This window comes from Cupriavidus sp. D39, from assembly GCF_026627925.1.
Lineage (GTDB): Bacteria > Pseudomonadota > Gammaproteobacteria > Burkholderiales > Burkholderiaceae > Cupriavidus > Cupriavidus ulmosensis.
On record NZ_JAPNLE010000009.1, the window covers coordinates 3,913,233 to 3,933,482 of the forward strand.

Genomic DNA, 20,250 nt, shown 5'->3' on the forward strand with positions numbered 1-20,250 from the left:
CCCCTGACTCCGCATCGCCTGCCGGCGCTACCGCCGCCGCAGCCTCCGCTACCCCGCGCGCGGCATCGCGCTTGTCACCGGCGCCGCGCGCCGGCTCGGGCGCGTGATCGCGCTGGAACTGGCCGCGCGCGGCTGGGACGTGGCGGTACACTGCCACCGCTCGCTGGCCGAGGCCGAGGCGCTGGCCGAACAGATCCGCGCCGGCGGACGGCGCGCCGCCGTGCTGCAGGCCGACCTGGCCGACGAGGCGTCCACCGCCACGCTGATCAAGGCCTGCACCGATGCGCTGGGCGTGCCGACCTGCCTGGTCAACAATGCCTCGCTGTTCCAGTACGACGTGGCCACCAGCTTTTCCTATGCCTCGCTCGATACGCATATGCGCACCAATGTGGCCGCGCCGCTGCTGCTCGCGCGGGAAATGCACCGTGCCATGTCGGACACGCAGCGCGGCGTGGTCATCAACCTGCTCGACCAGAAGCTGGATAACCTGAATCCGGACTTCCTGTCGTACACCCTGTCCAAGGCGGCGCTGCAGACGGCCACCGTGCAACTGGCCCAGGCACTGGGGCCCAAGCTGCGCGTGGTGGGCGTGGCGCCCGGCATCACCATGGTCTCGGGCGACCAGTCCAGCCCGGGCTTCCGGCGCGCCCACCGCATGACGCCGCTGGGGCAGTCGTCCACGCCGGAAGACATCGCGCAGGCGGTGGCCTACCTGGCCGAGGCGCGCGCCGTGACCGGCACCACGCTTTACGTCGACGGCGGCCAGCACCTGATGCCGCTGGCGCGCGACGTGATGTTCCTGACTGAATAATCGAATAACGTACCGGCGCGCGCGCCATGACCGCGCGTGCCTTCTCCTTCTTTTTCCTCTCCCCCATCATGACCATGCTCGCCGCCCTCACACACCCCAGCCTGCAAGACTGCCGCCGCATGTTCTTGCGCAACTACGAAGTGCGGATCAATATCGGCGTGCACGAATTCGAGAAAAAGGGCGAACAGCGCGTGCTGATCAATATCGACCTGTTCGTGCCGCTGGCCCAGAGCACGCCGCAGGACGACAAGTTGCAGGAAGTGGTGGACTACGACTTCATGCGCAATACGGTCGCCGAGCGCATGGCGCAGGGCCACGTCCACCTGCAGGAAACCCTGTGCGACGACGTGGCGCGCGCCATGCTCAAGCACCCCAAGGTGCGCGCCGTGCGCGTATCGACCGAAAAGCCGGACGTCTATCCGGACTGCGATTCGGTCGGCGTCGAGGTGTTCCACATCAAGAGCGAGTAAGTTAGTCAGTGAGCTAGTTGCCCTGGCAGGCCACCGGCGCAGGGTGGCGGCTCACGGTAAAATGCCGGGTTCTCCGGCCCCGGCAGCCTGCATGTGATGCAACGGCCGCATTGCGCGCCGCTTTGCCTTTGCTTTGCCGTACCCATTGCCCCATCGCCCCATCGCCCCATCGCCATGACCGCCACCACGCATTCCAAGAACTTCTTCCGTCTGGAGACCTATCTCCAGTCGCAGACGGGCCGCGCCATCGGCGATTTCAAGATGATCGAGGATGGCGACACGGTGCTGGTGTGCCTAAGCGGCGGCAAGGACTCGTACACCATGCTGTCGGTGCTGATGGCGTTGCAAAAACGCGCGCCGGTCAAGTTCAAGCTGATCGCGATGAACCTGGACCAGAAGCAGCCGGGTTTTCCCGCGCACATCCTGCCCGCCTACCTGAAATCGGTGGGGGTGGAGTACGTAATTGTCGACGCGGATACCTATTCCATCGTCAAGGAGAAGGTGCCCGAGGGCAAGACCACCTGCTCGCTGTGCTCGCGCCTGCGCCGCGGCGTGATCTACCGTACCGCCAAGGAGCTCGGCGCCAACAAGATCGCGCTGGGCCACCATCGTGACGACATCATCCAGACCTTCTTCCTGAACCTGTTCTTTGGCGGCAAGATGAAGGCGATGCCACCCAAGCTGGCCACCGACGACGGCCAGCACATCGTGATCCGCCCGCTGGCCTATTGCCCTGAAAAGGACATTGCCAGCTACGCGCGCGCCATGGAGTACCCGATCATCCCGTGCAACCTGTGCGGCTCGCAGGAGAACCTGCAGCGCAAGAAGGTCAAGGAGATGGTGTTGGAGTGGGAGCGGACCAATCCGGGGCGCACCGACAATATCTTCGCCGCGCTGCGCAGCGTGGTGCCGTCGCATCTGGCCGATACCGATCTGTTCGATTTCAACGGGCTGGCAACGGGCCTGGCCAAGGTGGACGAGGCGGCGCTGTTCGGCGAGACCACCTTCTCCCAGCAGCCGCTGGTCTTTGCCGGCGGCATGGAAGAGAACAAGCTGGAATTCGTGCGCTTCGAGAAACCCGCGCCGGCCAACCCGGCGCAGCCTGCCGCCGAATAGGCCACCCGGCGGCCCCCATCAGTTCTCCGCGCGCGCTGGCCGGGCCGCTGCCGCATTGACGGTGCCATCCCGCATCAACGCATTCGCATCCTCAATCCATTTCTGGAAGCGATCCGCCGCGTGGGCCTTCTGCTCCGGCGTGGTCAGGTTGGCGATGGTGGTGGTAAGCGCCAGCCCAGCCTCGTTATTGGCGTCATAACGGGCATTGCGTTCCCGGGTAGGCGGGTTCTGCCAGTGATCGCCATAGCGCTTTAGCATCTCCACGACCTGGGCCTTGGGCGGATGCTCGGCCTGCACCTGGCGCACCAGCGCCAGCCATTCCTGCTGGCGCTTGACGCGCTCCGCATAGCGCGCCTCGGCGCCTTGCACCACGGGTGCCATGGCGCGGCGGATGGTGGCTTCCTGGTCACTCGAGAAGCGGCCATAAACCAGCCGCGCGTAGTCCATTATCTTGTCGAACCGGGCTTCCTCGCGGGCGGCCGGGTCGGGGCGCAGGTATTCCTTGCGGTATTTGGCGTTGGCATCGGCGAACTTCTTCTCCATGCGGGCGATCTGCTCCGGCGTCAGCGTCAGCAACAGGTCGGCCACGTCGGGCGTGGAGCGATCGAAGGCGACGCGTGCCAGGCGCTGGGCGTCGTCCTGGATCTTGCCGACCGCGGCCGCGGAGACCGGTTGCTGTACCTCGCTCCTGGCCTGGCGCAGCAGGCCGACGATCTCGGGCAACTGGTCCTTGCGGTGCCAGGCGAAGAAGCGGGCGATGGCGTCGCGGGTGAGGGGTTCCTGGCTGGCGGAGACATCGACGTAGTTGTCGATCCACCAGTAGGCGAGCCGGTCGCCCTGCTGGTAGCCTAGCTTCATGGCATTGCAGGCCGTCAGGGCGACCACGGCTGTGACCAGAAAGAGACGCCGGAGAAGGTCCCCACGCAGGAAGGGAAAGGCGGTCAAACGGCGCAAAACCCCCATGATAGAATCCTTTTCCGCGCGTTTTGGCAGCTGATCGCGCCCGCGATTCCCGGCCGATGCTGGCTTTGCCGCCGGTTTCGGGGTTCGGGCCAGGATCCTGGCCAACGCTGCCGGCCCCGGGCTCTCCGAGGGGGTGATTCATACTGTTTGCTGTACACACTCACTTAGGATCCTCCTTGTGAATATCGTCATTCTCGCTGCAGGAATGGGCAAGCGGATGAACTCTGCGCTGCCCAAGGTCCTGCATCCCCTCGCTGGCCGGCCGCTGCTTGCTCATGTGATTGAAACGGCACGCAAATTGTTGCCGACCCGGCTCGTGGTGGTGGTTGGGCATGGCGCCGACCGCGTGCGCGAGGCGGTTGGCGCGCCAGACGTCGCTTTTGCCCTGCAAGCCGAGCAGCTTGGCACCGGCCATGCCGTGGCGCAGGCGCTGCCGCTGCTCGACGACAGCCAGCCGACGCTGGTGCTGTACGGCGATGTGCCGCTGACCGAAGCCGCCACGCTGCAGCGCCTGGTGGTCGCGGCCGGCAGTGAGCGCTTCGGCATCCTGACGGTCGAGATGGATGACCCCACAGGCTATGGCCGCATCGTGCGCGACGCGGGCAAGATCGTGCGCATCGTCGAACAAAAGGATGCCAGCGAGCCGCAGCGCGCCATCCGTGAAATCAATACCGGCATCATCCTGGCGCCCACCGGCCCGCTGCGCCGCTGGCTGTCCACGCTGCGCAACGACAACGCCCAGGGTGAGTATTACCTGACCGACGCTGTCGAGCGCGCGGTGGCGGACGGCATGGAAGTGGTTTCCGCACAGCCCGATGCGCTGTGGGAAACGCTGGGCGTCAACAGCAAGGTGCAGCTCGCCGAGCTGGAGCGCATTCATCAGGGCAACCTGGCGCAGCGCCTGCTGGAAGCCGGCGTGACGCTGCTGGATCCGGCGCGCATCGATATCCGCGGCGAGCTCACCTGCGGGCGCGACGTCACCATCGACGTGAACTGCGTGTTCGAAGGCCGCGTGCACCTCGAAGACGGCGCGCATATCGGCGCCAACTGCGTGCTGCGCAACAGCACCGTAGGCGCTGGCGCGCGGGTGCAGCCGTTCTGTCATTTCGAGGATGCCAGCGTTGGCGCGGCCGGCCGCATCGGCCCGTACGCGCGCCTGCGCCCGGGCACGGTGCTGGGCGAAGACGTGCATATCGGCAACTTCGTCGAGGTCAAGAACAGCCAGATCGCCGCGCACAGCAAGGCCAACCACCTTGCCTACGTGGGCGACGCCACGGTCGGCTCGCGCGTCAACATCGGCGCGGGCACCATCACCTGCAACTATGATGGCGCGAACAAGTACCGCACCGTCATCGAGGACGATGTCTTTATCGGTTCCGATACGCAGCTGGTCGCGCCGGTGACCGTGCGCCGCGGCGCCACCATTGGCGCCGGCACCACGCTGACCAAGGAGGCGGCGGCCGACAAGCTGACGCTGTCGCGCTCCAAGCAGATGACGCTCGACGCGTGGCAGCGTCCGGTCAAGCAAGCCAAGAAATAAACCCCGCCACCGTGCGGCCGGGATACGGCCGCACGGCAATGGCAACTCGCGGGAGACGGCATCGCCGTCCTCGCGCCATTCATCCGGTGCGGCCGTGTCCGCGCCCTGTGGGAGAAGAATATGTGCGGCATCGTCGGCGGGGTTTCCTCGCGCAATATCGTTCCTGTCCTGATCGAAGGACTGCGTCGCCTCGAGTACCGTGGCTATGATTCGTGTGGCGTGGCGGTGGTGCGCGATGGCGCGCTCGAGCGCGCCCGCACGGTCTCGCGCGTGGCTGACCTGGACGAGCAGACCCGCGCGTCCGGCCTGTCCGGCATGATTGGCGTGGCGCATACGCGCTGGGCCACGCACGGCAAGCCTGACACCACCAACGCCCACCCGCATTTCTCGGGCGAGTCCATCGCGCTGGTGCACAACGGCATCATCGAGAACTACGAGCCGCTGCGCGAAGAGCTGCGCGCCGCCGGCTACGGCTTCGAGTCGCAGACCGACACCGAAGTGGTGGCCCACCTGATCCACCAGGTCTACACCTACCCGAGCAGCGCCACGCGCGGCGACCTGTTCGCCTCGGTGCGCGCGGTGACCAAGCGCCTGCGCGGCGCCTACGCCATCGCCGTGTTCTCCAAGGACCATCCGGAACGCGTGGTCGGCGCCCGCGCCGGCTCGCCGCTGGTGGTGGCGCTGGGCGACAACGAATCCTTCCTGGCCTCCGACGCGCTGGCCGTGGCGGGTACCGCCAACCGCATCATCTACCTGGAAGAAGGCGACGTGGTGGAGCTCACCCGCGAAGGCGCCACCATCCGCGACGCGCACGACCACCTGGTCGAGCGCGAAGTGCGCGTGGTTGAGACGCACGCCGCGGCGGTGGAGCTGGGCCCGTACCGCCACTTCATGCAGAAGGAAATCTTCGAGCAGCCGCGCGCGCTCGGCGATACGCTGGAAGGCATCGAGGCCATCACGCCGGAACTGTTCGGCGAGACGGCCCAGAGCGTGTTCAGCGAGATCGACAGCGTGCTGATCCTGGCTTGCGGCACCAGCTATTACTCGGGCTGCACCGCCAAGTACTGGCTCGAATCGGTGGCCAAGATCCCGACCCAGGTCGAGGTGGCGAGCGAGTACCGCTACCGCGAGACCGTGCCCAATCCGCGCGCGCTGGTGGTGGTGATCTCGCAGTCCGGCGAGACCGCCGATACCATGGCCGCCCTGCGCCACGCCAAGTCGCTGGGCCACACGCATACCCTGGCGGTGTGCAATGTATCCACCAGCGCCATGGTGCGCGAGACCGAACTGCGCTTCCTGACCCGCGCCGGCACCGAGATCGGCGTGGCGTCGACCAAGGCCTTCACCACCCAGCTCGCCGCGCTGTACATGCTGACCCTGGCGCTGGCCAAGGTACGCGGCAGGCTCACGGCCGAGGCGGAAGCCGCCGCGCTGACCAACCTGCGCCACCTGCCTGTGGCCCTGCACGGCGTGCTGGCACTGGAGCCGCAGATCATCTCCTGGTCCGAGGACTTTGCCCGCCGCGAAAACGCGCTGTTCCTGGGCCGCGGCCTGCATTACCCCATCGCCCTGGAAGGCGCGCTCAAGCTCAAGGAAATCTCGTATATCCACGCCGAAGCCTATCCGGCTGGCGAGCTCAAGCACGGCCCGCTGGCACTGGTGACCGAGGCCATGCCCGTGGTCACGGTGGCGCCCAACGACGCGCTGCTGGAAAAGCTGAAATCCAACATCCAGGAAGTGCGCGCCCGCGGCGGCCGGCTGTATGTGTTCGCCGACAGCGACACGCACATCCAGTCCACGGAGGGCATCCAGGTGATCCGCCTGCCCGAGCACTACGGCGACCTGTCGCCGATCCTGCACGTCGTGCCGCTGCAATTGCTGGCGTACCACACCGCCTGTGCGCGCGGTACCGACGTGGACAAGCCGCGTAACCTGGCCAAGTCGGTCACGGTGGAGTAACGCAAGCGATAGCGATAGCTGCTGCAAGCCGCGCCGCACGGCATGGCCAGGAACGCCTGGCCGGCCGGGCGGCTTGGCCGGCATGGGTAAGCGCGTATTCATGCCAGTTGCCGGTGGAGGGCGCGCGGCCAGACGGCCGGCTTTGCGCCGATACTGGTTTCAGGATGGTCTTTCGGCTCGCCGCACGCTATCGGTGAGTTGCCTACTTTGGTATCGGCCAACGCCGCCGGGGCGCGCCATGCGCTCGTTCACTTCGTTCGCCTCGTTCGTTTGGTGGACTTGAATAGTCCCCGTCAATGGCCAAACATCTCGCACGGCTGTGTTCTCGCCGATTGACGTGCCCGACACAAGGCCTCCTGCAGATCCAGGCAAGCAGGAAGACGATAAAAACCTAAAACACCAATGCGAATATGCGGGCCAGGTGCTCTAGGCGTCCCGCCGCACGTCTTGCCTCGGGAATGACTGAAGATTGGCTTGCCGGGCGGCTCCTACGCCGCCCAGGATGTTGGGGATAACAATGCCTGTGGCCAGCGCCGCGCCTACCTGTGCTCGGCAGACCGGAGGAAGCTCGCCGAGATCTCCCGCGTGAGCAGGCTGATGGCTTCCATCTCCCCATCGGACAGCCCGCCCGTGCAGGCGGTTGGGCCCCAGTCTCCGCAGATCACGGCGACGCAGCGATTCTTGATCATCACGGGCGCCAGCAGGATGGAGCGGGTATCGGGCATCTGTTCCCGATACCAGCGGGGCACGCGGTGCGCCACCTCTTTGTCAAAGGAGTCTTCGAACAGCAGCGGCTTGTTGCCGATGGTGGCGAAGTGAAAGATGTCGGGGACGAATCCTTCCTCGAACGATAGCGCCTCCATTTTCTCGCGCATGCCCTCGCCAAATCCAACCCGTGCGCCGAAGCGCTTGGCCATGGGGTTGAGCAGCATGAGGAAGCAATGCGAGAAATTCAGCGCCTGCATGGTCGATTCGAGCACCAGCGGCGCCAGCTCGGAGACCGGCAGCTCGCTGCCCTCGCGCTGTACTTCCAGCAGGCTTTGCTGAAGGCGCTCGAGGGCATCCTTTGGCTTGCCGGCATTGAGCGCAGGGCTCGCCTGTGCTGTCTCCGGGAACTCGGCATTGGTCATGGAGACGTTCAATGCCTGCGCCTGCCTGACCGCGCATTCGACCGCGGAAGATTGCAACCCCAATGCCTGGGCGCGATCCAGCAGCAGGGCCTGCACGACGTCTGCGGGCGCGTCCCTTGCGAGCAGCACCGCGGCACGCGAGGACACGTCGGCAATGGCACCCAGCCAGTCGGCATGGGATTCCAGGACTGCTTCGGCGTCAAGGCGCTGGCTGCGCATCGAGGTTGCGATCAGGCTGGGCAACCGCCATTTGGCGGCAGCCGCTGCCGCAATGTCTTCGAGGGTGACGCCCAGCACCTGCTGGCACGCTTGGTCTTCCCGCGCGGGGTCGCCCTCGCACAGGGCCTGGATCCGTTCCCACTCCTCGGCAAAGTAGAAGACCAGAAGCAGGCGGCTCATGTGGTGCATCAACGTGCAAACCACGGCTTCTTCCGCCTGCCTGATGCCTTGCGCGTTGCTCAGCGCGCGCGTGAGCTCGCCGGCGACCAGGGCCTGCCTCAGCTCGATGGAAGCCTGCGGGCGATTGATGGCCACGCCGGAAAAATAGTCCAGCAACTGGACCCCGAGCGTGAGGTGGCTGATCGCTTCTACCCCCAGGACCAGGATGGCGCGCGACACCGTCGTGACTTCCCCCGAACGAGCGATACATGGCGGAGTTGGCCAGGCGTATGACCTTCTGCGACAAGCTGAAATCGGAGAGCACGCCCGCGGCCATCTCACCGACGCTGGTGTCGCTGTTCAGCGTCTTGAAGATGTTGTCGATGCAGAACTGCAGCGTGGGGAAATCCCCTTGCTGCGCCATGCGGTTCCATAGTGTCTCGAAGAACGTCTTGTTTGACATGGCGGCGTCTACTTCGAAAACACTTGGGCGCTGCCAAGCTGCAGCATGCCGGCTCGCGCCTGGTCCACGAACTGGGCCGGGCTCATCGCCTTCGCATAGCGCCAGCCCTGCACCAGCTCACAGCCTTGCTCGGCCAGCAACTGGCTTTGCTCGTCGGACTCCACGCCTTCCGCGATGGCCACCAGCCCGAGCTCCCGCGCGAGCGACAGCACGGCAAACACAATGGTCCGCGCATGCGGGAGTCCATCATGTCGGCCACAAAGCTCTGGTCGATCTTCAGTGCCGAGAGCGGGAAGCGGCGCAGGTAGGACAAGCTGGAGTACCCCGTGCCGAAGTCGTCGACCGCGAACCGCACGCCCAATGCGCGCAACTCCGTCAGCAAGTCTTGCGCCGCTTCGGGGTCGGTCATCAACGCGCCTTCCGTAATTTCCAGGACCAGCCGGTGCGAGCTGATGCCGGCATCCTTGATGGCCCGCCTGACGCTGTCCGCGAAGCCGGGGTGCCTGAACTGCACCGGCGAGACATTGACGGATATATATCCCACGTCCAGGCCTAGCGCATCCCAGCTTGCCAGTTGCGCGCAAGCGCACCGTAGCGCCCACGCCCCAAGATGGTTGATGAGGCCGTTATGTTCGGCAACCGGGATAAACACACCCGGCGGGACACACCCCGTCGGGTGTTGCCACCGCATCAGCGCCTCGACCGCGCAGACCTTGCCGGAGCCGGGCCACACGATCGGCTGGTAGTGGAGCAGGAACTCGCCGTTCTGGACGGCCTCGAACATGTTCTGTTCGATCCGGAACTGCTCGTCCAGCCGATGCTCCAGCTCCGGCGTGTAGACGCGGAATCGATTCTTGCCCTGCGCCTTGGCGTCATACATGGCCAGATCCGCCCGCTTGAGCAGCTGCGACTCGGGCTGATGGGCCAGCGTGCCAAAGGTGAGCCCCAGGCTGGTGGTGACGCGGATCTGGCAACCGGCCAGGTGAAAAGGCTGCCTGCAGACATGGATCACCTTCTCCACGATGCCGATGGCGGCCTCTTCCGATGCGATCCCGTCCAGCAGCAGCACGAACTCATCGCCGCCCAGCCGAGCGACCATGTCCGTCGGGCGCACGGCGCCAAGCAGCCGCACGCTGATTTGCTTGAGCAAGGCGTCGCCAAATTCATGGCCGAGCGAGTCATTCACCTTCTTGAACCCGTCGAGGTCCATCAAGGCAAGCGCAAATGGCGCCTTTCCCGTGCCATCTTCGGCAAAGTACCCGGCAATGCGCTCGCGCACCATGGCGCGGTTGCCTACGCCGGTGAGCGGATCGCGAAAGGACGCCTCGATGAGCCGCTCTTCGTTGTCGACCCAGTCGGTCACGTCGTAGCCAGACAGCAGCAAACTCGGGTTGCCATCCTCGTCGGCATAGCGGCACACGCGCAGGTCCAGCCAGCGGCTTTCGCCGACGCCGCCGGAGAAGCGGATGCGGCTGGTCTTGCAGGGCGCGTCTTGCTCGCAGGCACGCAGCAGCTCGGCGAGCCGCTCACGCTGCTCGAACGAGACGACGTCCAGGATCGAGGATTTAAGAAGGTATTCCCGGGGATAGGCAAGCAGCTGCGCCGAGGCTTCGGTTGCCAGGATGATGTTGCCCGCGTCATCGATCTGCAGGGCGAGCCCGCCCGAAGCCTCGAGCAATGCCCAGGCAGCCCGCGCCGATACCCCGGCGGATAGGAGCGGGTTCCGGTCGGAGGATGGCCATTCAGGGGGCTCGTCCGCTAGAACTGCGTCATACGTAAACGACGTCATGGAACTCTGGTTGAAACTCGGGCCGAATTGAGCGTCTGGTGATCGAACGCCGCCAGCGCTGCCGTGCCTGGCTGTCTTGCGCATTAAAGTGATTTTGGATACATGTTACCCATGCTGCGCATGCCAGTTTAACGCTTTACCACGACGTTCGATCACGCGAATGCGTTACCTGGCAAGAGATTGTGGCGCCGTTGCACAGGAGGCCCCTCGATACATCGATGGCCCAAGTCTGGCTGACACGGATTTGCCGGGTACTTCCCGCCCCGCGAACGTTCGCGCACTGGTGCCTTAGAATGCAGCACAAACCAGACCGGAGACCGTGCATGCTGTGGAAATCGACCCCTCCCTGAAAGACCTCCAGGACCGCCACAAGGACACCGCCGTCGAGCAACTCGGCATCGAGTTCACCGAGATCGGCGCGGCTTCGCTCAGTGCACGCATGCCGGTGGACCGCCGCACCGTGCAGCCGTATGGCATCCTGCACGGCGGGGCTTCGGTGGTGCTGGCGGAGACGCTGGGCAGTTGCGCCGCCAGCCTGTGCCTGGATAGCGAGACGCAATATTGTGTCGGGCTCGACATCAATGCCAACCATGTGCGCGCGGCGCGCACCGGTTTTGTGACCGGCACCGCCACGGCGGTGCATATCGGCCGCACCACCCATGTGTGGGCCATCGAGATCCGCAACGACGAAGGCAAGATGGTGTGCGTCTCCCGGATCACCATGTCCATTCTTTCGCGCTGAGCGCCACGGCCCCAAGGCCGGCATGGTGCGATGTCCCGGCCTTGAGCAAGCGCGCTCCCGGCCGCCGCTTCGCGCTCCGTGCAGAGTTTTTCATTTCCGGCTACACTGCGCCCCGCACTGTAAGCGGACGCCAAAACGCGGCGTCCCGGCAGCGGCGGGGTGGCAGAGTGGTTATGCGACGGTCTGCAAAGCCGTACACGGCGGTTCAATTCCGTTCCCCCGCCTCCAGGTTTCCAGTCATGCGGGTGTTCCGCCCGCACTCTCCTGTCAGTCCCTCCTGCCTCCGGCCATCGGCGCCTGGCAAGGCCTTGCCCACTTGTTCCACGCAAGCAGCGGACAAGGCGTCATTTATGCCGTTTTCCCCGCTGGAACAAGTCGCCCGAATCATGTAGTGTGAAGTCAGCGCAGTCCATCCATGACAACCTCCGCCATCGTGCGTGGCGGGGAGATAATTGCAATGACAAGAGATCTGCGTATCCGCGCCGCACAACCGGCCGACTGGCCGGCAATCGCGGAAGTTCTTGAAGCCTGTGGCCTCGCCAGCGACGATCTCGATCCCTCGCTGGCGTTGTTCCATATTGCCGTGCTCGACGGCGGGATTGTCGGTTGCGCCGGCGCAGAAGGCTATGGCGACACCATAGTCGTGCGCTCGGTCGCGGTGTTGCCGCCCTATCGCGATCGCGGCATCGCCTCCCATATGGTTTCCACCGTGCTGATGCGCGCCCGTGCCAGCGGCTGCACGCGCGCCGTGCTGCTGAGCGCCACTTGCCCCAGCTACTTTGCCCGCTACGGGTTCTCGCTGATCTCGGCCGATCGCTTGCCACCGGAAGTGCGCGCGTCGCGCGAATTCCGGCAGCAAGAGGGCGCGCTGCCGCTATGCATGTGTTGCGAGCTGAAATGATCCACCTGACGTGCCGATGACCCCGACGAACACGACGAACCCACTGAACCCGACCCAGCCGGCGAGCGCTGTCCCCTTCGATTACCTGGTCTATATCGGCCGTTTCGAGCCCTTGCACAACGGGCACTTCGCCATGCTGCGCCAGGCGCTGGCGCAGGCCCGCACGGTGATCGTTGTGCTGGGTTCCGCGGGTGGCGCCCGCACCGTGAAGAACCCGTTTACCGCGGATGAGCGCCGCCAGATGATCGAGGGCGCGGTGGCGGCCTGGGACGCCGCGCGCGTTGCCGACCTGCGTTTTGTGGTGGTGCGCGACTACTACGAAAGCGCGCGCTGGACAGCGGCAGTGCGCGCCGTGGCGGGCGCGGTGATCGATGCGCCCGCGCACGGCACGCCGCGCGTTGGCCTGTTCGGGCACTTCAAGGATGCGTCCTCGGGCTACCTCAATGACTTCCCCGGCTGGGAGCTGGTGCCGCAGCCAAGCTTCGGGCAGCTCAATGCTGCCGACGTGCGCCGCCAATGGTTCGAGCAGCAGGGGGCCTGCAAGGGCTGGAGAGCGTGCTGCCGCAGCCGGTGGCCGCGTTCCTGCGCGAGTTCGCCGGGCGCGAAGCGTTCGCGACCTTGCTGGCCGAGTACCGCTTCCTGCAGGACCACGGCCGCCGCTGGGCGGCCGCGCCGTATCCGCCGATCTTCGTGACCGTGGATGCGGTGGTGCGCTGCTGCGGCCAGGTGCTGCTGATCCGCCGTGGCGGACAGCCAGGACGTGGCGCCTGGGCGCTGCCCGGCGGCTTCCTGGACCAGCACGAGCGCGTGGCCGATGCGGTGCTGCGCGAGCTCGACGAGGAAACACGCTTCGGCCTGCCCAAGGCAGCGTTGCAGCAGTCCTTGCGCGACCAGGCGCTGTTCGACCATCCCGAGCGCAGCCAGCGCGGGCGCACGCTGACCCACGCTTTCTTCTTCGACCTGCCGCTCGATGCGCTCCCGGCGGTGGCCGCCGCCGATGACGCGGCCGCGGTGCGCTGGGTGCCGCAGCAGGAGTTGCTGGCGCTGGAAGGGCAGATGTTCGAGGATCACCTGCTGATCCTCGATCGCTTCCTGCATCTGTTCGACGGCGAGGCGCAGCCGGCGGGCTGAGCCGACCCGCCGCCGGGATCAGTGTCCGCTACCACGGCGGTAGATGAGATGTGAACTGGTTGGTCATGCAATAGCGGTGAACGATGCGGCGGCGCCAACCGAGCTGACGCCGCGCGGGCACATCTACGAGAAACTCGGCGTGGAGACCCGCACGGCCGCCGTGGCGGCCGCGCAGCGCGCTCTGGCCTAGGCCAGCCTTTGGCCAGCAGCGCTGGTGTTGCTAATGCGCTTCATCCAGGCCGGCTGTATGGGTGGTTGGCAAACAAGTCGACACAAGCCTCTGCTATCTTAGGCGCCCCGCCTGTCGCTGGCCTCCACTCCCATATTGGCTCCCATGCAAGCTTCGACTACCACGCCGGACACCGCAGCCCCGGCCGCCATCAGCCTGCGCCAGGCTTTCTGGTACTGGCTCAAGCTGGGCTTCATCAGTTTTGGGGGGCCGGCGGGGCAGATTGCCATCATGCACGAGGACCTGGTCGAGCGGCGCCGCTGGATCTCCGAGAGCCGTTTCCTGCATGCGCTCAATTACTGCATGGTGCTGCCCGGCCCGGAGGCGCAGCAGCTGGCGACATATATCGGCTGGCTGATGCACCGCACCTGGGGCGGGGTGATCGCGGGCGGGCTATTCGTGCTGCCGTCGTTGCTGATCCTGATGCTGCTGTCGTGGATCTACATGCGCTTTGGCGAGGTGCCGGCGGTGGCGGGGGTGCTGTACGGCATCAAGCCGGCGGTGACGGCCATCGTGATGTCGGCGGCGTGGCGCATCGGCTCGCGGGCGCTGAAGAACAGCTGGTTGTGGGCGATCGCGGCGGCTTCGTTCGTCGCCATCTTCGCGCTGGAGCTACCGTTTCCGGTCATCGTGCTGGTCGCGGCCTTGATCGGCTACGCGGGCGGCCGGTTTGCGCCCGCGCGCTTTGCCAGCGGGGGCGGGCACGGCGCGGGCAAGGCCGGCTTTGGCCCCGCGCTGCTGGACGATCACACGCCCACGCCGCCGCATGCGCTCTTCACGTGGAAGCGCTTCGCGCTGGTGCTGGCGGTGTTCCTGGCGATCTGGGCGCTGGCGCTGGGCGCGCTGGCCTGGCGCTACGGCTGGCAGGGCACGCTCACGCAAATGGGCTGGTTCTTCACCAAGGCCGCGCTGATGACCTTTGGCGGCGCCTATGCGGTGCTGCCCTACGTCAACCAGGGCGCTGTTCAACACTACCACTGGCTTACCGCGCCGCAGATGATCGACGGCCTGGCGCTAGGCGAAACCACGCCCGGCCCGCTCATCATGGTGGTGGCCTTCGTCGGCTTTGTCGGCGGCTGGGCGCAGGCCGTGTTCGGTGCCGATGCGGTGGTGGCGTCGGCCGTGGTGGCGGCGACGGTGGTGACGTTCTTCACCTTCCTGCCATCGTTCCTGTTCATCCTGCTGGGCGGGCCGTTCGTGGAGAGCACGCACGGCAACCTGAAGTTCACCGCGCCGCTGACCGCCATCACCGCGGCGGTGGTTGGCGTGATCGTCAACCTGGCGGTGTTCTTTGCCTATCACGTGCTGTGGCCCGCCGGGCTGCAAGGGCGCTTCGAGTGGCCCTGCGCGCTGATCGGCCTGGCCGCGGCGGTGGCGTTGTTCCGTTTCAAGGCTGGCGTGATCCCGGTGATCCTCGCTTGCGGCGCCGCCGGGCTGGCGCTGGTGTTCGTGCGCGGCATGGCCTGAGCGGCTACCAGCCACTATAGGGCGCGCCCGCCACGCGATGGGCCGCGAAGTGCTCCGCCAGGAAGTCCACGAATGCGCGCACCTTGGCCGTGAGGTGGTCACGCGTGAGGAATACCGCGAACACATCGGCCGGCGGTGTCTCCCAGTCGGGCAGCACCTGGCGCAGCCGCCCGGACCTGAGCATCGGCGCCACCTCCCATTCGGAGCGCATCAATATGCCGTGGCCTTGCAAGGCCCAGCCGAGCGCCACTTCGCCATCGTTGGTGCTGGCTGGGCCGCGCACCTTCACGGTTTCCTGCCGGCTCGCCGAGCGCAGGTGCCAGGTGCCGTAGGTGGCGTCGCTTTCCCGGATCACGATGCAGCGATGCTGCTGCAGCTCGCGCGGCGAGGCCGGCTCGCCGTGGCTGGCCAGGTAGCGCGGCGCGGCGCATAGCAGGCGGCGGTTGTGCGCGAGGGGCGGGCGGTGAGGCGCGCATCGGGCAGGTCGCCCACGCGGATGCCGATGTCGAAGCCCGCTTCGGCCAGGTTGAGCGGGCGGTCGGTGAGTTCAAGCTGCACCTCCACCTCGGGGCAGGCCAGCAGGAAGGCGCCCACCGCCGGCGCCACGTGGCGCCGGCCGAAGCCCAGCGTGGCGTTGACCCGCAGCAGCCCGCGCGGCGCCACCCGGCTGCCGCCCAGCCCTTGCTCCAGTTCCTCCAGCTCGGCCAGGATGCGTGCGCCCTGGGCCAGGTAGGCCTCGCCTTCCTGCGTGACGCTCAGACGGCGCGTGGTGCGGTTGAGCAGGCGCACGCCCAGGCGCGTCTCCAGCGCCGCCAGCCGCTTGCTGGCGGCCGAGGGCGTGATGCCGAACTGCTGGGCCGCGCCGGCCAGGCTGCCGCGCTTGACCAGGGTAACGAAGAAGGCGAGGTCGGAGAAATTGTCCACGGTGCACGGTACAACGTTGCGTCTGGTGTCGAGATTAGTGAAATCAGCGACTGAATGAAAGTCTGTGGATGAAATTATAGCGGTGGGTTCAATGGTTAAACTGGCATTTCAATAAGTGCGGCGGCATTGGGGGCGTTCCCCGTCAGCCAGCCGGCCACCCAGGAGACCCCATATGACCCGCTTTGCCGCCATCGCCCGCCGGATCTGCTGGATCCGCCGGCTATCGCTAGCCTTGGGCGCTGTCGCCCTGTCGGTTGCCCTCGCGCCGGCAGCCGCCTCGGCCGAGACGTTTCCCGCGCGCCCGATCCGCCTGATCGTGCCGTTTGCCCCCGGCGGCAGCGTCGACATCGCCGCGCGGCTGATCACCGAAGCGTGGGGCCGGCAGCTCGGCCAGCCCGTGGTGGCGGACAACCGCGCGGGCGCCTCCGGCAATATCGGCATGGACCAGACCGCCAAGGCCAAGCCCGATGGCTATACGCTGGCCATCAACAACGTGGCGCTGGCGGTGAATCCTTCGCTGTTCGCCAAGCTGCCGTTCGACACCGAGCGCGACCTGATGTCGGTCGGCACCATGGGCACCTCGCAGCATGTGCTGGTGGTGACCAACAGCCTGCCGGCCAAGGATGTGAAGGCGCTGATCGCGCTGGCCAAGAGCCGCCCCGGGCAACTGAGCTTTGGCTCGGCGGGCACTGGCAGCACCTTCCATATGGCGGCGGAGCTGTTCAAGTCGGAGTCCGGCACCGCCATCCTGCACGTGCCGTACAAGGGCGGCGGCCCGGCCATGGTCGACACCATCGCCGGCCAGGTGCAGCTCAGCTTCCCGGTGCTGTCGGCCGCGCTGCCGCAGGTGCAAGCCGGCAAGCTGCGCGCACTGGCGGTGACCGGGCCCAAGCGCTCGCCGCTGCTGCCCGATGTGCCCACCATCGCCGAGGCGGGCCTGCCCAACTACGCCTTCGAGACCTGGTTCATCGTCAGCGCGCCGGCCGGCACGCCCAAGGACGTGATCGCCAGGCTCAACCAGACGCTGAACCAGGCGCTGGCCGCACCGGAGATCAAGGCGCGCCTGCTCAAGGAAGGCTTCGAGCCGCTCAGCATGAGCCCGTCCCAGGCCGACGCCATGCTGCACAAGGAAATCAAACGCTGGGCCGCGCAGATCAAGCAGGCCGGCATCACGCCGGAGTAAGCGCAGTTCTGTCTCCCGCGCATTTTCTAACCCACATCAAGCAGGCTGTCCCATGTCAGGCCTTACCTTCTATCGCAAGCTGGTGGATTCGCACACCGTGGCCGCGCTCGACGCCGACCACGTGCTGCTCTACGCGGATCTGCACCTGATGAACGAATACACCAGCCCGCAGGCTTTCGCCGGGCTGGCCGCGCAGGGCCGGGGCGTGCCGTCGCCGGGCCAGCAGGTGGCGGTGGTGGACCACATCATTCCCACCCATGCCGAAAGCCCGCGCCGCATCCAGGATCCCGCCTCGGCGCTGCAGGCGCGCAACCTCAAGCGCAATTGCGACCAGCACGGCATCCCGCTGTTCGATACCGATGACGCGCTGCAGGGCATCGAGCACGTGATCGCGCCCGAGCACGGGATGATCCGCCCGGGCATGGTGGTGCTGTGCGGCGACAGCCATACCACCACCTACGGCGCGCTGGGCGCGCTTGGCTTTGGCATCGGCACGTCGGAGGTGGAGCACGTGCTGGCCACGCAGACGCTGGTGTACCGCGTGGCGATGGACCTGCGCATCCGCGTGGACGGCATGCTGCCGCGCGGCGCCACCGCGAAGGACCTGATCCTGCATATCATCAGCCGCATCAGCGCGCAGGGCGCGCGTGGCTATGTGGTGGAGTTCACCGGCAGCGCCATCGCCGCGCTGTCCATCGAGGCGCGCATGACCTTGTGCAACATGACGGTGGAAGCCGGCGCACGCGGCGCGCTGATCGCGCCGGATGCGGCGGCCATCGACTACGTGCTGGCCCGCGCCGCCGATATCGATGCAACGCTGCGCGAGCGCGCGCTGGCCTGCTGGCGCGCGCTTCACTCCGATGCGGATGCCAAGTTCGACTGCGAGCTGGTGTTCGACGCCAGCCATGTGGCGCCGTACGTGAGTTGGGGCACCAGCCCCGATCAAGCGATCCCCATCGATGCGCGCGTGCCGCTGGTGGAGGATGCCGTCGACGACACGGCGCGCAGCGCTGCCGCCAAGGCGCTGGACTACATCAGCCTGCAGGCGGGTGCCTCGCTCGAAGGCTTGCCGGTGCAGCGCGTGTTCATCGGTTCGTGCACCAATGGCCGCATCGAAGACCTGCGCGCGGTGGCCGCCATCGTGCGCGGGCGCAAGGTGGCCGAAGGCGTGCGCGCGATGGTGGTGCCGGGCTCCGGCGCGGTGCGCCAGCAGGCGGAGGAAGAAGGCATTGCGCAGGTGCTGCTGGATGCAGGCTTCGAATGGCGCAAGCCGGGCTGCTCGATGTGCCTGGCCATGAACGACGACGTACTCGCGCCGGGCGAGCGCTGCGCCTCCACCACCAACCGCAATTTCGAGGGACGCCAGGGGCGCGCCGGGCGCACCCACCTGATGAGTCCCGCCATGGCCGCCGCCGCGGCGCTGACCGGCTGCATCACCGATGTACGCCGCCTGGAGCAGACCGATGCCTGATGCAATGCCTGATTCAATACCTGATCACGATTCCGACCTGATCTCCGCGCTCGGCGCGCCCTGCCCATCGGTAACCTCGACACCGACCAGATCATGCCCAAGCAGTTCCTGCGCATCATCGACAAGGCGGGGCTGGACCGTGGCCTGCTCTACGATATGCGTTTCGACGCGCAAGGCGCGCCGCGCCTGGAGTTCGTGCTCAACCAGCCGCGGTACCAGGGTGCGGGCGTGCTGGTGGCCGGCCCGAACTTTGGCTGCGGCTCAAGCCGCGAGCACGCTGTATGGGGCTTGCAGCAATTCGGCATCCGCGCGGTGATCGCGCCGAGCTTTGGCGAGATCTTCTACTCCAATGCCATGAACAACCGCCTGCTGCTGGTGATGCTGCCGCAGGCGCAAGTGGATGCGCTGATGGCCGTAGTGTCGCGCGACGTGCCTGCGCAGATCGACATCGACCTCGCGGCGATGACGGTGAGCGCTGGCCCCGTGCGCTTTGCCTTCACGCTGGCCGAGCGCCACCGCACCATGTTCCGGCAAGGGCTGGACATGATCGGTGCAACGCTGGCACAGTCGTCGCAGATCGCCGGGTTCGCGCGGCGTCATCATCATGCGCAGCCCTGGCTGCAGGACGTCGCCGCCAAGACCATGGCGCGACTGTCCGCCTGAAGGAGGACGGATTGTGTTCGAAGGTTTCACCCCGCACCGCATTCCATGCGGCGACGTCGAGATCAACGCCATCGTCGGCGGCCAGGGCCCTGCGCTGCTGCTGCTCCATGGCCATCCGCAAACGCATGTGATCTGGCATAAGGTCGCCGCCACGCTGGTGCGGCACTTCACGGTGGTCGCCACCGACCTGCGCGGCTACGGCGACAGCGGCAAGCCCGCCGGCCTGCCGGACCACGCCAACTACAGCAAGCGCAGCATGGCGCAGGATCAGGTCACGGCGATGCGCGCGCTGGGCTTCGCGCGCTTCCTGGTGATGGCGCACGACCGCGGCGGGCGCGTGGCGCACCGCATGGCGCTGGATCATCCGGATGCCGTGCGCCGGCTGGTCACGCTCGATATCGCGCCCACGCTGGCGATGTACGAGCAGACCAACCTGCAGTTCGCGCTGGCCTATTACCACTGGTTCTTCCTGATCCGGCCCGCGCCGTTTCCCGAGACGCTGATCGAGGCCGATCCGGCGCTCTACCTGCGCAGCACTATGGGCAGCCGCAGCGCCGGCCTAGCGCCGTTCACCGAGGCGGCCATGGCGGAATACCTGCGCTGCCTCAGCCTGCCGGGCGCGGCGCACGGGCTGTGCGAGGACTATCGCGCCAGCGCGTCGATCGATCTCGAGCACGACCGCGCCGACCTGGCCGCCGGGCGCAAGGTCGAGTGCGAGATGCTGGCGCTGTGGGGAGAGCAGGGCGCGGTGGGCCGCTGCTTCGCGCCGCTGGAGGAGTGGCGCAAGGTGGCGCGCAACGTGAGCGGCAAGAGCCTGCCGTGCGGGCACTACATTGCCGAGGAAATGCCGGAGTTGCTGCTGGAAGAGACGCTGCCCTTCCTGCTGGGCGCAGGTTAAAGACGCAACGGGCGAATGCGCA

At 66.6% G+C, this 20,250-nt stretch carries 16 protein-coding genes, 1 tRNA gene and 2 pseudogenes; 15 read left to right on the plus strand and 4 right to left on the minus strand.

Annotated features, from left to right (window positions below; all coding sequences use genetic code 11):
- Positions 1-64: 64 nt before the first annotated feature.
- The 3 genes from OMK73_RS30350 (at position 65) to ttcA (ending at position 2,397) form a co-directional block, all read left to right on the plus strand.
- Complete coding sequence (locus OMK73_RS30350) at positions 65-811, plus strand: SDR family oxidoreductase (protein WP_420715681.1); 747 nt, start codon at positions 65-67, stop codon at positions 809-811.
- A 68-nt stretch (positions 812-879) separates the two neighbouring features.
- A complete protein-coding gene (locus OMK73_RS30355) occupies positions 880-1,281 on the plus strand; it encodes a dihydroneopterin aldolase (RefSeq protein WP_267606570.1) in 402 nt (133 codons plus the stop codon).
- Positions 1,282-1,455: 174 nt separating this feature from the next.
- Positions 1,456-2,397 (plus strand): tRNA 2-thiocytidine(32) synthetase TtcA, encoded by a 942-nt coding sequence (gene ttcA / locus OMK73_RS30360; RefSeq protein ID WP_267605282.1) that lies wholly within the window; start codon positions 1,456-1,458, stop codon positions 2,395-2,397.
- Between the two features lie 18 nt (positions 2,398-2,415).
- Here the strand turns inward: ttcA and OMK73_RS30365 are convergent, their stop codons facing one another.
- Positions 2,416-3,282, minus strand: coding sequence for a DUF6279 family lipoprotein (locus OMK73_RS30365; RefSeq protein WP_267605283.1), 867 nt, complete (start codon positions 3,280-3,282; stop codon positions 2,416-2,418).
- Positions 3,283-3,538: 256 nt separating this feature from the next.
- Here OMK73_RS30365 and glmU point away from each other — a divergent pair, with 256 nt between their 5' ends.
- Both glmU and glmS read left to right on the plus strand, forming a co-directional pair.
- The gene (gene glmU, locus OMK73_RS30370) at positions 3,539-4,900 is read left to right on the plus strand and encodes a bifunctional UDP-N-acetylglucosamine diphosphorylase/glucosamine-1-phosphate N-acetyltransferase GlmU (RefSeq protein WP_267605284.1); all 1,362 of its coding nucleotides are present in this window, start codon (positions 3,539-3,541) and stop codon (positions 4,898-4,900) included.
- A gap of 120 nt (positions 4,901-5,020) precedes the next feature.
- Complete coding sequence (gene glmS, locus OMK73_RS30375; protein ID WP_267605286.1) at positions 5,021-6,859, plus strand: glutamine--fructose-6-phosphate transaminase (isomerizing); 1,839 nt, start codon at positions 5,021-5,023, stop codon at positions 6,857-6,859.
- A gap of 539 nt (positions 6,860-7,398) precedes the next feature.
- On the opposite strand, the gene OMK73_RS30380 is transcribed toward glmS, so the two are convergent.
- Positions 7,399-8,607, minus strand: coding sequence for an HDOD domain-containing protein (locus tag OMK73_RS30380; protein WP_267605287.1), 1,209 nt, complete (start codon positions 8,605-8,607; stop codon positions 7,399-7,401).
- 231 nt (positions 8,608-8,838) lie between these two features.
- Positions 8,839-10,703, minus strand: a pseudogene (locus OMK73_RS30390) (putative bifunctional diguanylate cyclase/phosphodiesterase).
- 235 nt (positions 10,704-10,938) lie between these two features.
- On the opposite strand from OMK73_RS30390, the gene OMK73_RS30395 reads away from it, so the two are divergent.
- The 6 genes from OMK73_RS30395 to chrA all read left to right on the plus strand — a co-directional run bounded on the left by OMK73_RS30395 (position 10,939) and on the right by chrA (position 15,089).
- Positions 10,939-11,361 (plus strand): hotdog fold thioesterase, encoded by a 423-nt coding sequence (locus tag OMK73_RS30395; RefSeq protein ID WP_267605290.1) that lies wholly within the window; start codon positions 10,939-10,941, stop codon positions 11,359-11,361.
- Between the two features lie 153 nt (positions 11,362-11,514).
- A tRNA-Cys gene (locus OMK73_RS30400) sits at positions 11,515-11,589 on the plus strand.
- Between the two features lie 229 nt (positions 11,590-11,818).
- The gene (locus OMK73_RS30405) at positions 11,819-12,262 is read left to right on the plus strand and encodes a GNAT family N-acetyltransferase (protein ID WP_267605291.1); all 444 of its coding nucleotides are present in this window, start codon (positions 11,819-11,821) and stop codon (positions 12,260-12,262) included.
- Positions 12,263-12,278: 16 nt separating this feature from the next.
- Positions 12,279-12,956 (plus strand): adenylyltransferase/cytidyltransferase family protein, encoded by a 678-nt coding sequence (locus tag OMK73_RS38480; RefSeq protein WP_324291779.1) that lies wholly within the window; start codon positions 12,279-12,281, stop codon positions 12,954-12,956.
- Complete coding sequence (locus OMK73_RS38485) at positions 12,881-13,393, plus strand: NUDIX domain-containing protein (protein WP_324291780.1); 513 nt, start codon at positions 12,881-12,883, stop codon at positions 13,391-13,393. Before OMK73_RS38480 ends, OMK73_RS38485 begins: the two co-directional genes overlap by 76 nt.
- 334 nt (positions 13,394-13,727) lie before the next feature.
- The gene (gene chrA, locus OMK73_RS30415; RefSeq protein ID WP_267605293.1) at positions 13,728-15,089 is read left to right on the plus strand and encodes a chromate efflux transporter; all 1,362 of its coding nucleotides are present in this window, start codon (positions 13,728-13,730) and stop codon (positions 15,087-15,089) included.
- Positions 15,090-15,093: 4 nt separating this feature from the next.
- On the opposite strand, the pseudogene OMK73_RS30420 reads toward chrA, so the two are convergent.
- Positions 15,094-16,013: pseudogene (locus OMK73_RS30420) on the minus strand (LysR family transcriptional regulator).
- Positions 16,014-16,185: 172 nt separating this feature from the next.
- On the opposite strand from OMK73_RS30420, the gene OMK73_RS30425 reads away from it, so the two are divergent.
- The 4 genes from OMK73_RS30425 to OMK73_RS30440 all read left to right on the plus strand — a co-directional run bounded on the left by OMK73_RS30425 (position 16,186) and on the right by OMK73_RS30440 (position 20,228).
- Positions 16,186-17,196: a tripartite tricarboxylate transporter substrate binding protein gene (locus OMK73_RS30425; protein ID WP_267605294.1), complete on the plus strand. Its 1,011-nt coding sequence runs from the start codon at positions 16,186-16,188 to the stop codon at positions 17,194-17,196.
- 52 nt (positions 17,197-17,248) lie between these two features.
- Positions 17,249-18,667, plus strand: a complete 1,419-nt coding sequence (gene leuC / locus OMK73_RS30430) for a 3-isopropylmalate dehydratase large subunit (protein ID WP_267605295.1) — start codon at positions 17,249-17,251, stop codon at positions 18,665-18,667.
- 93 nt (positions 18,668-18,760) lie between these two features.
- Entirely contained in the window at positions 18,761-19,330 is a 570-nt protein-coding gene (gene leuD / locus OMK73_RS30435) for a 3-isopropylmalate dehydratase small subunit (RefSeq protein WP_267605296.1), read from the plus strand.
- Between the two features lie 13 nt (positions 19,331-19,343).
- Positions 19,344-20,228 carry an alpha/beta fold hydrolase gene (locus tag OMK73_RS30440; protein WP_267605297.1) on the plus strand — a complete coding sequence of 295 codons (885 nt, stop codon included), beginning with the start codon at positions 19,344-19,346 and terminating at the stop codon, positions 20,226-20,228.
- The last annotated feature ends 22 nt before the right edge of the window (positions 20,229-20,250 follow it).

Coding starts and splice junctions, on each gene's coding strand:
- OMK73_RS30355 (WP_267606570.1), top strand. CDS start 880: ATGACCATGCTCGCCGCCCTCACACACCCCAGCCTGCAAGACTGCCGC.
- ttcA (WP_267605282.1), top strand. CDS start 1,456: ATGACCGCCACCACGCATTCCAAGAACTTCTTCCGTCTGGAGACCTAT.
- glmS (WP_267605286.1), top strand. CDS start 5,021: ATGTGCGGCATCGTCGGCGGGGTTTCCTCGCGCAATATCGTTCCTGTC.
- OMK73_RS30405 (WP_267605291.1), top strand. CDS start 11,819: ATGACAAGAGATCTGCGTATCCGCGCCGCACAACCGGCCGACTGGCCG.
- OMK73_RS38480 (WP_324291779.1), top strand. CDS start 12,279: ATGACCCCGACGAACACGACGAACCCACTGAACCCGACCCAGCCGGCG.
- chrA (WP_267605293.1), top strand. CDS start 13,728: ATGCAAGCTTCGACTACCACGCCGGACACCGCAGCCCCGGCCGCCATC.
- OMK73_RS30425 (WP_267605294.1), top strand. CDS start 16,186: ATGACCCGCTTTGCCGCCATCGCCCGCCGGATCTGCTGGATCCGCCGG.
- leuC (WP_267605295.1), top strand. CDS start 17,249: ATGTCAGGCCTTACCTTCTATCGCAAGCTGGTGGATTCGCACACCGTG.
- leuD (WP_267605296.1), top strand. CDS start 18,761: ATGCCCAAGCAGTTCCTGCGCATCATCGACAAGGCGGGGCTGGACCGT.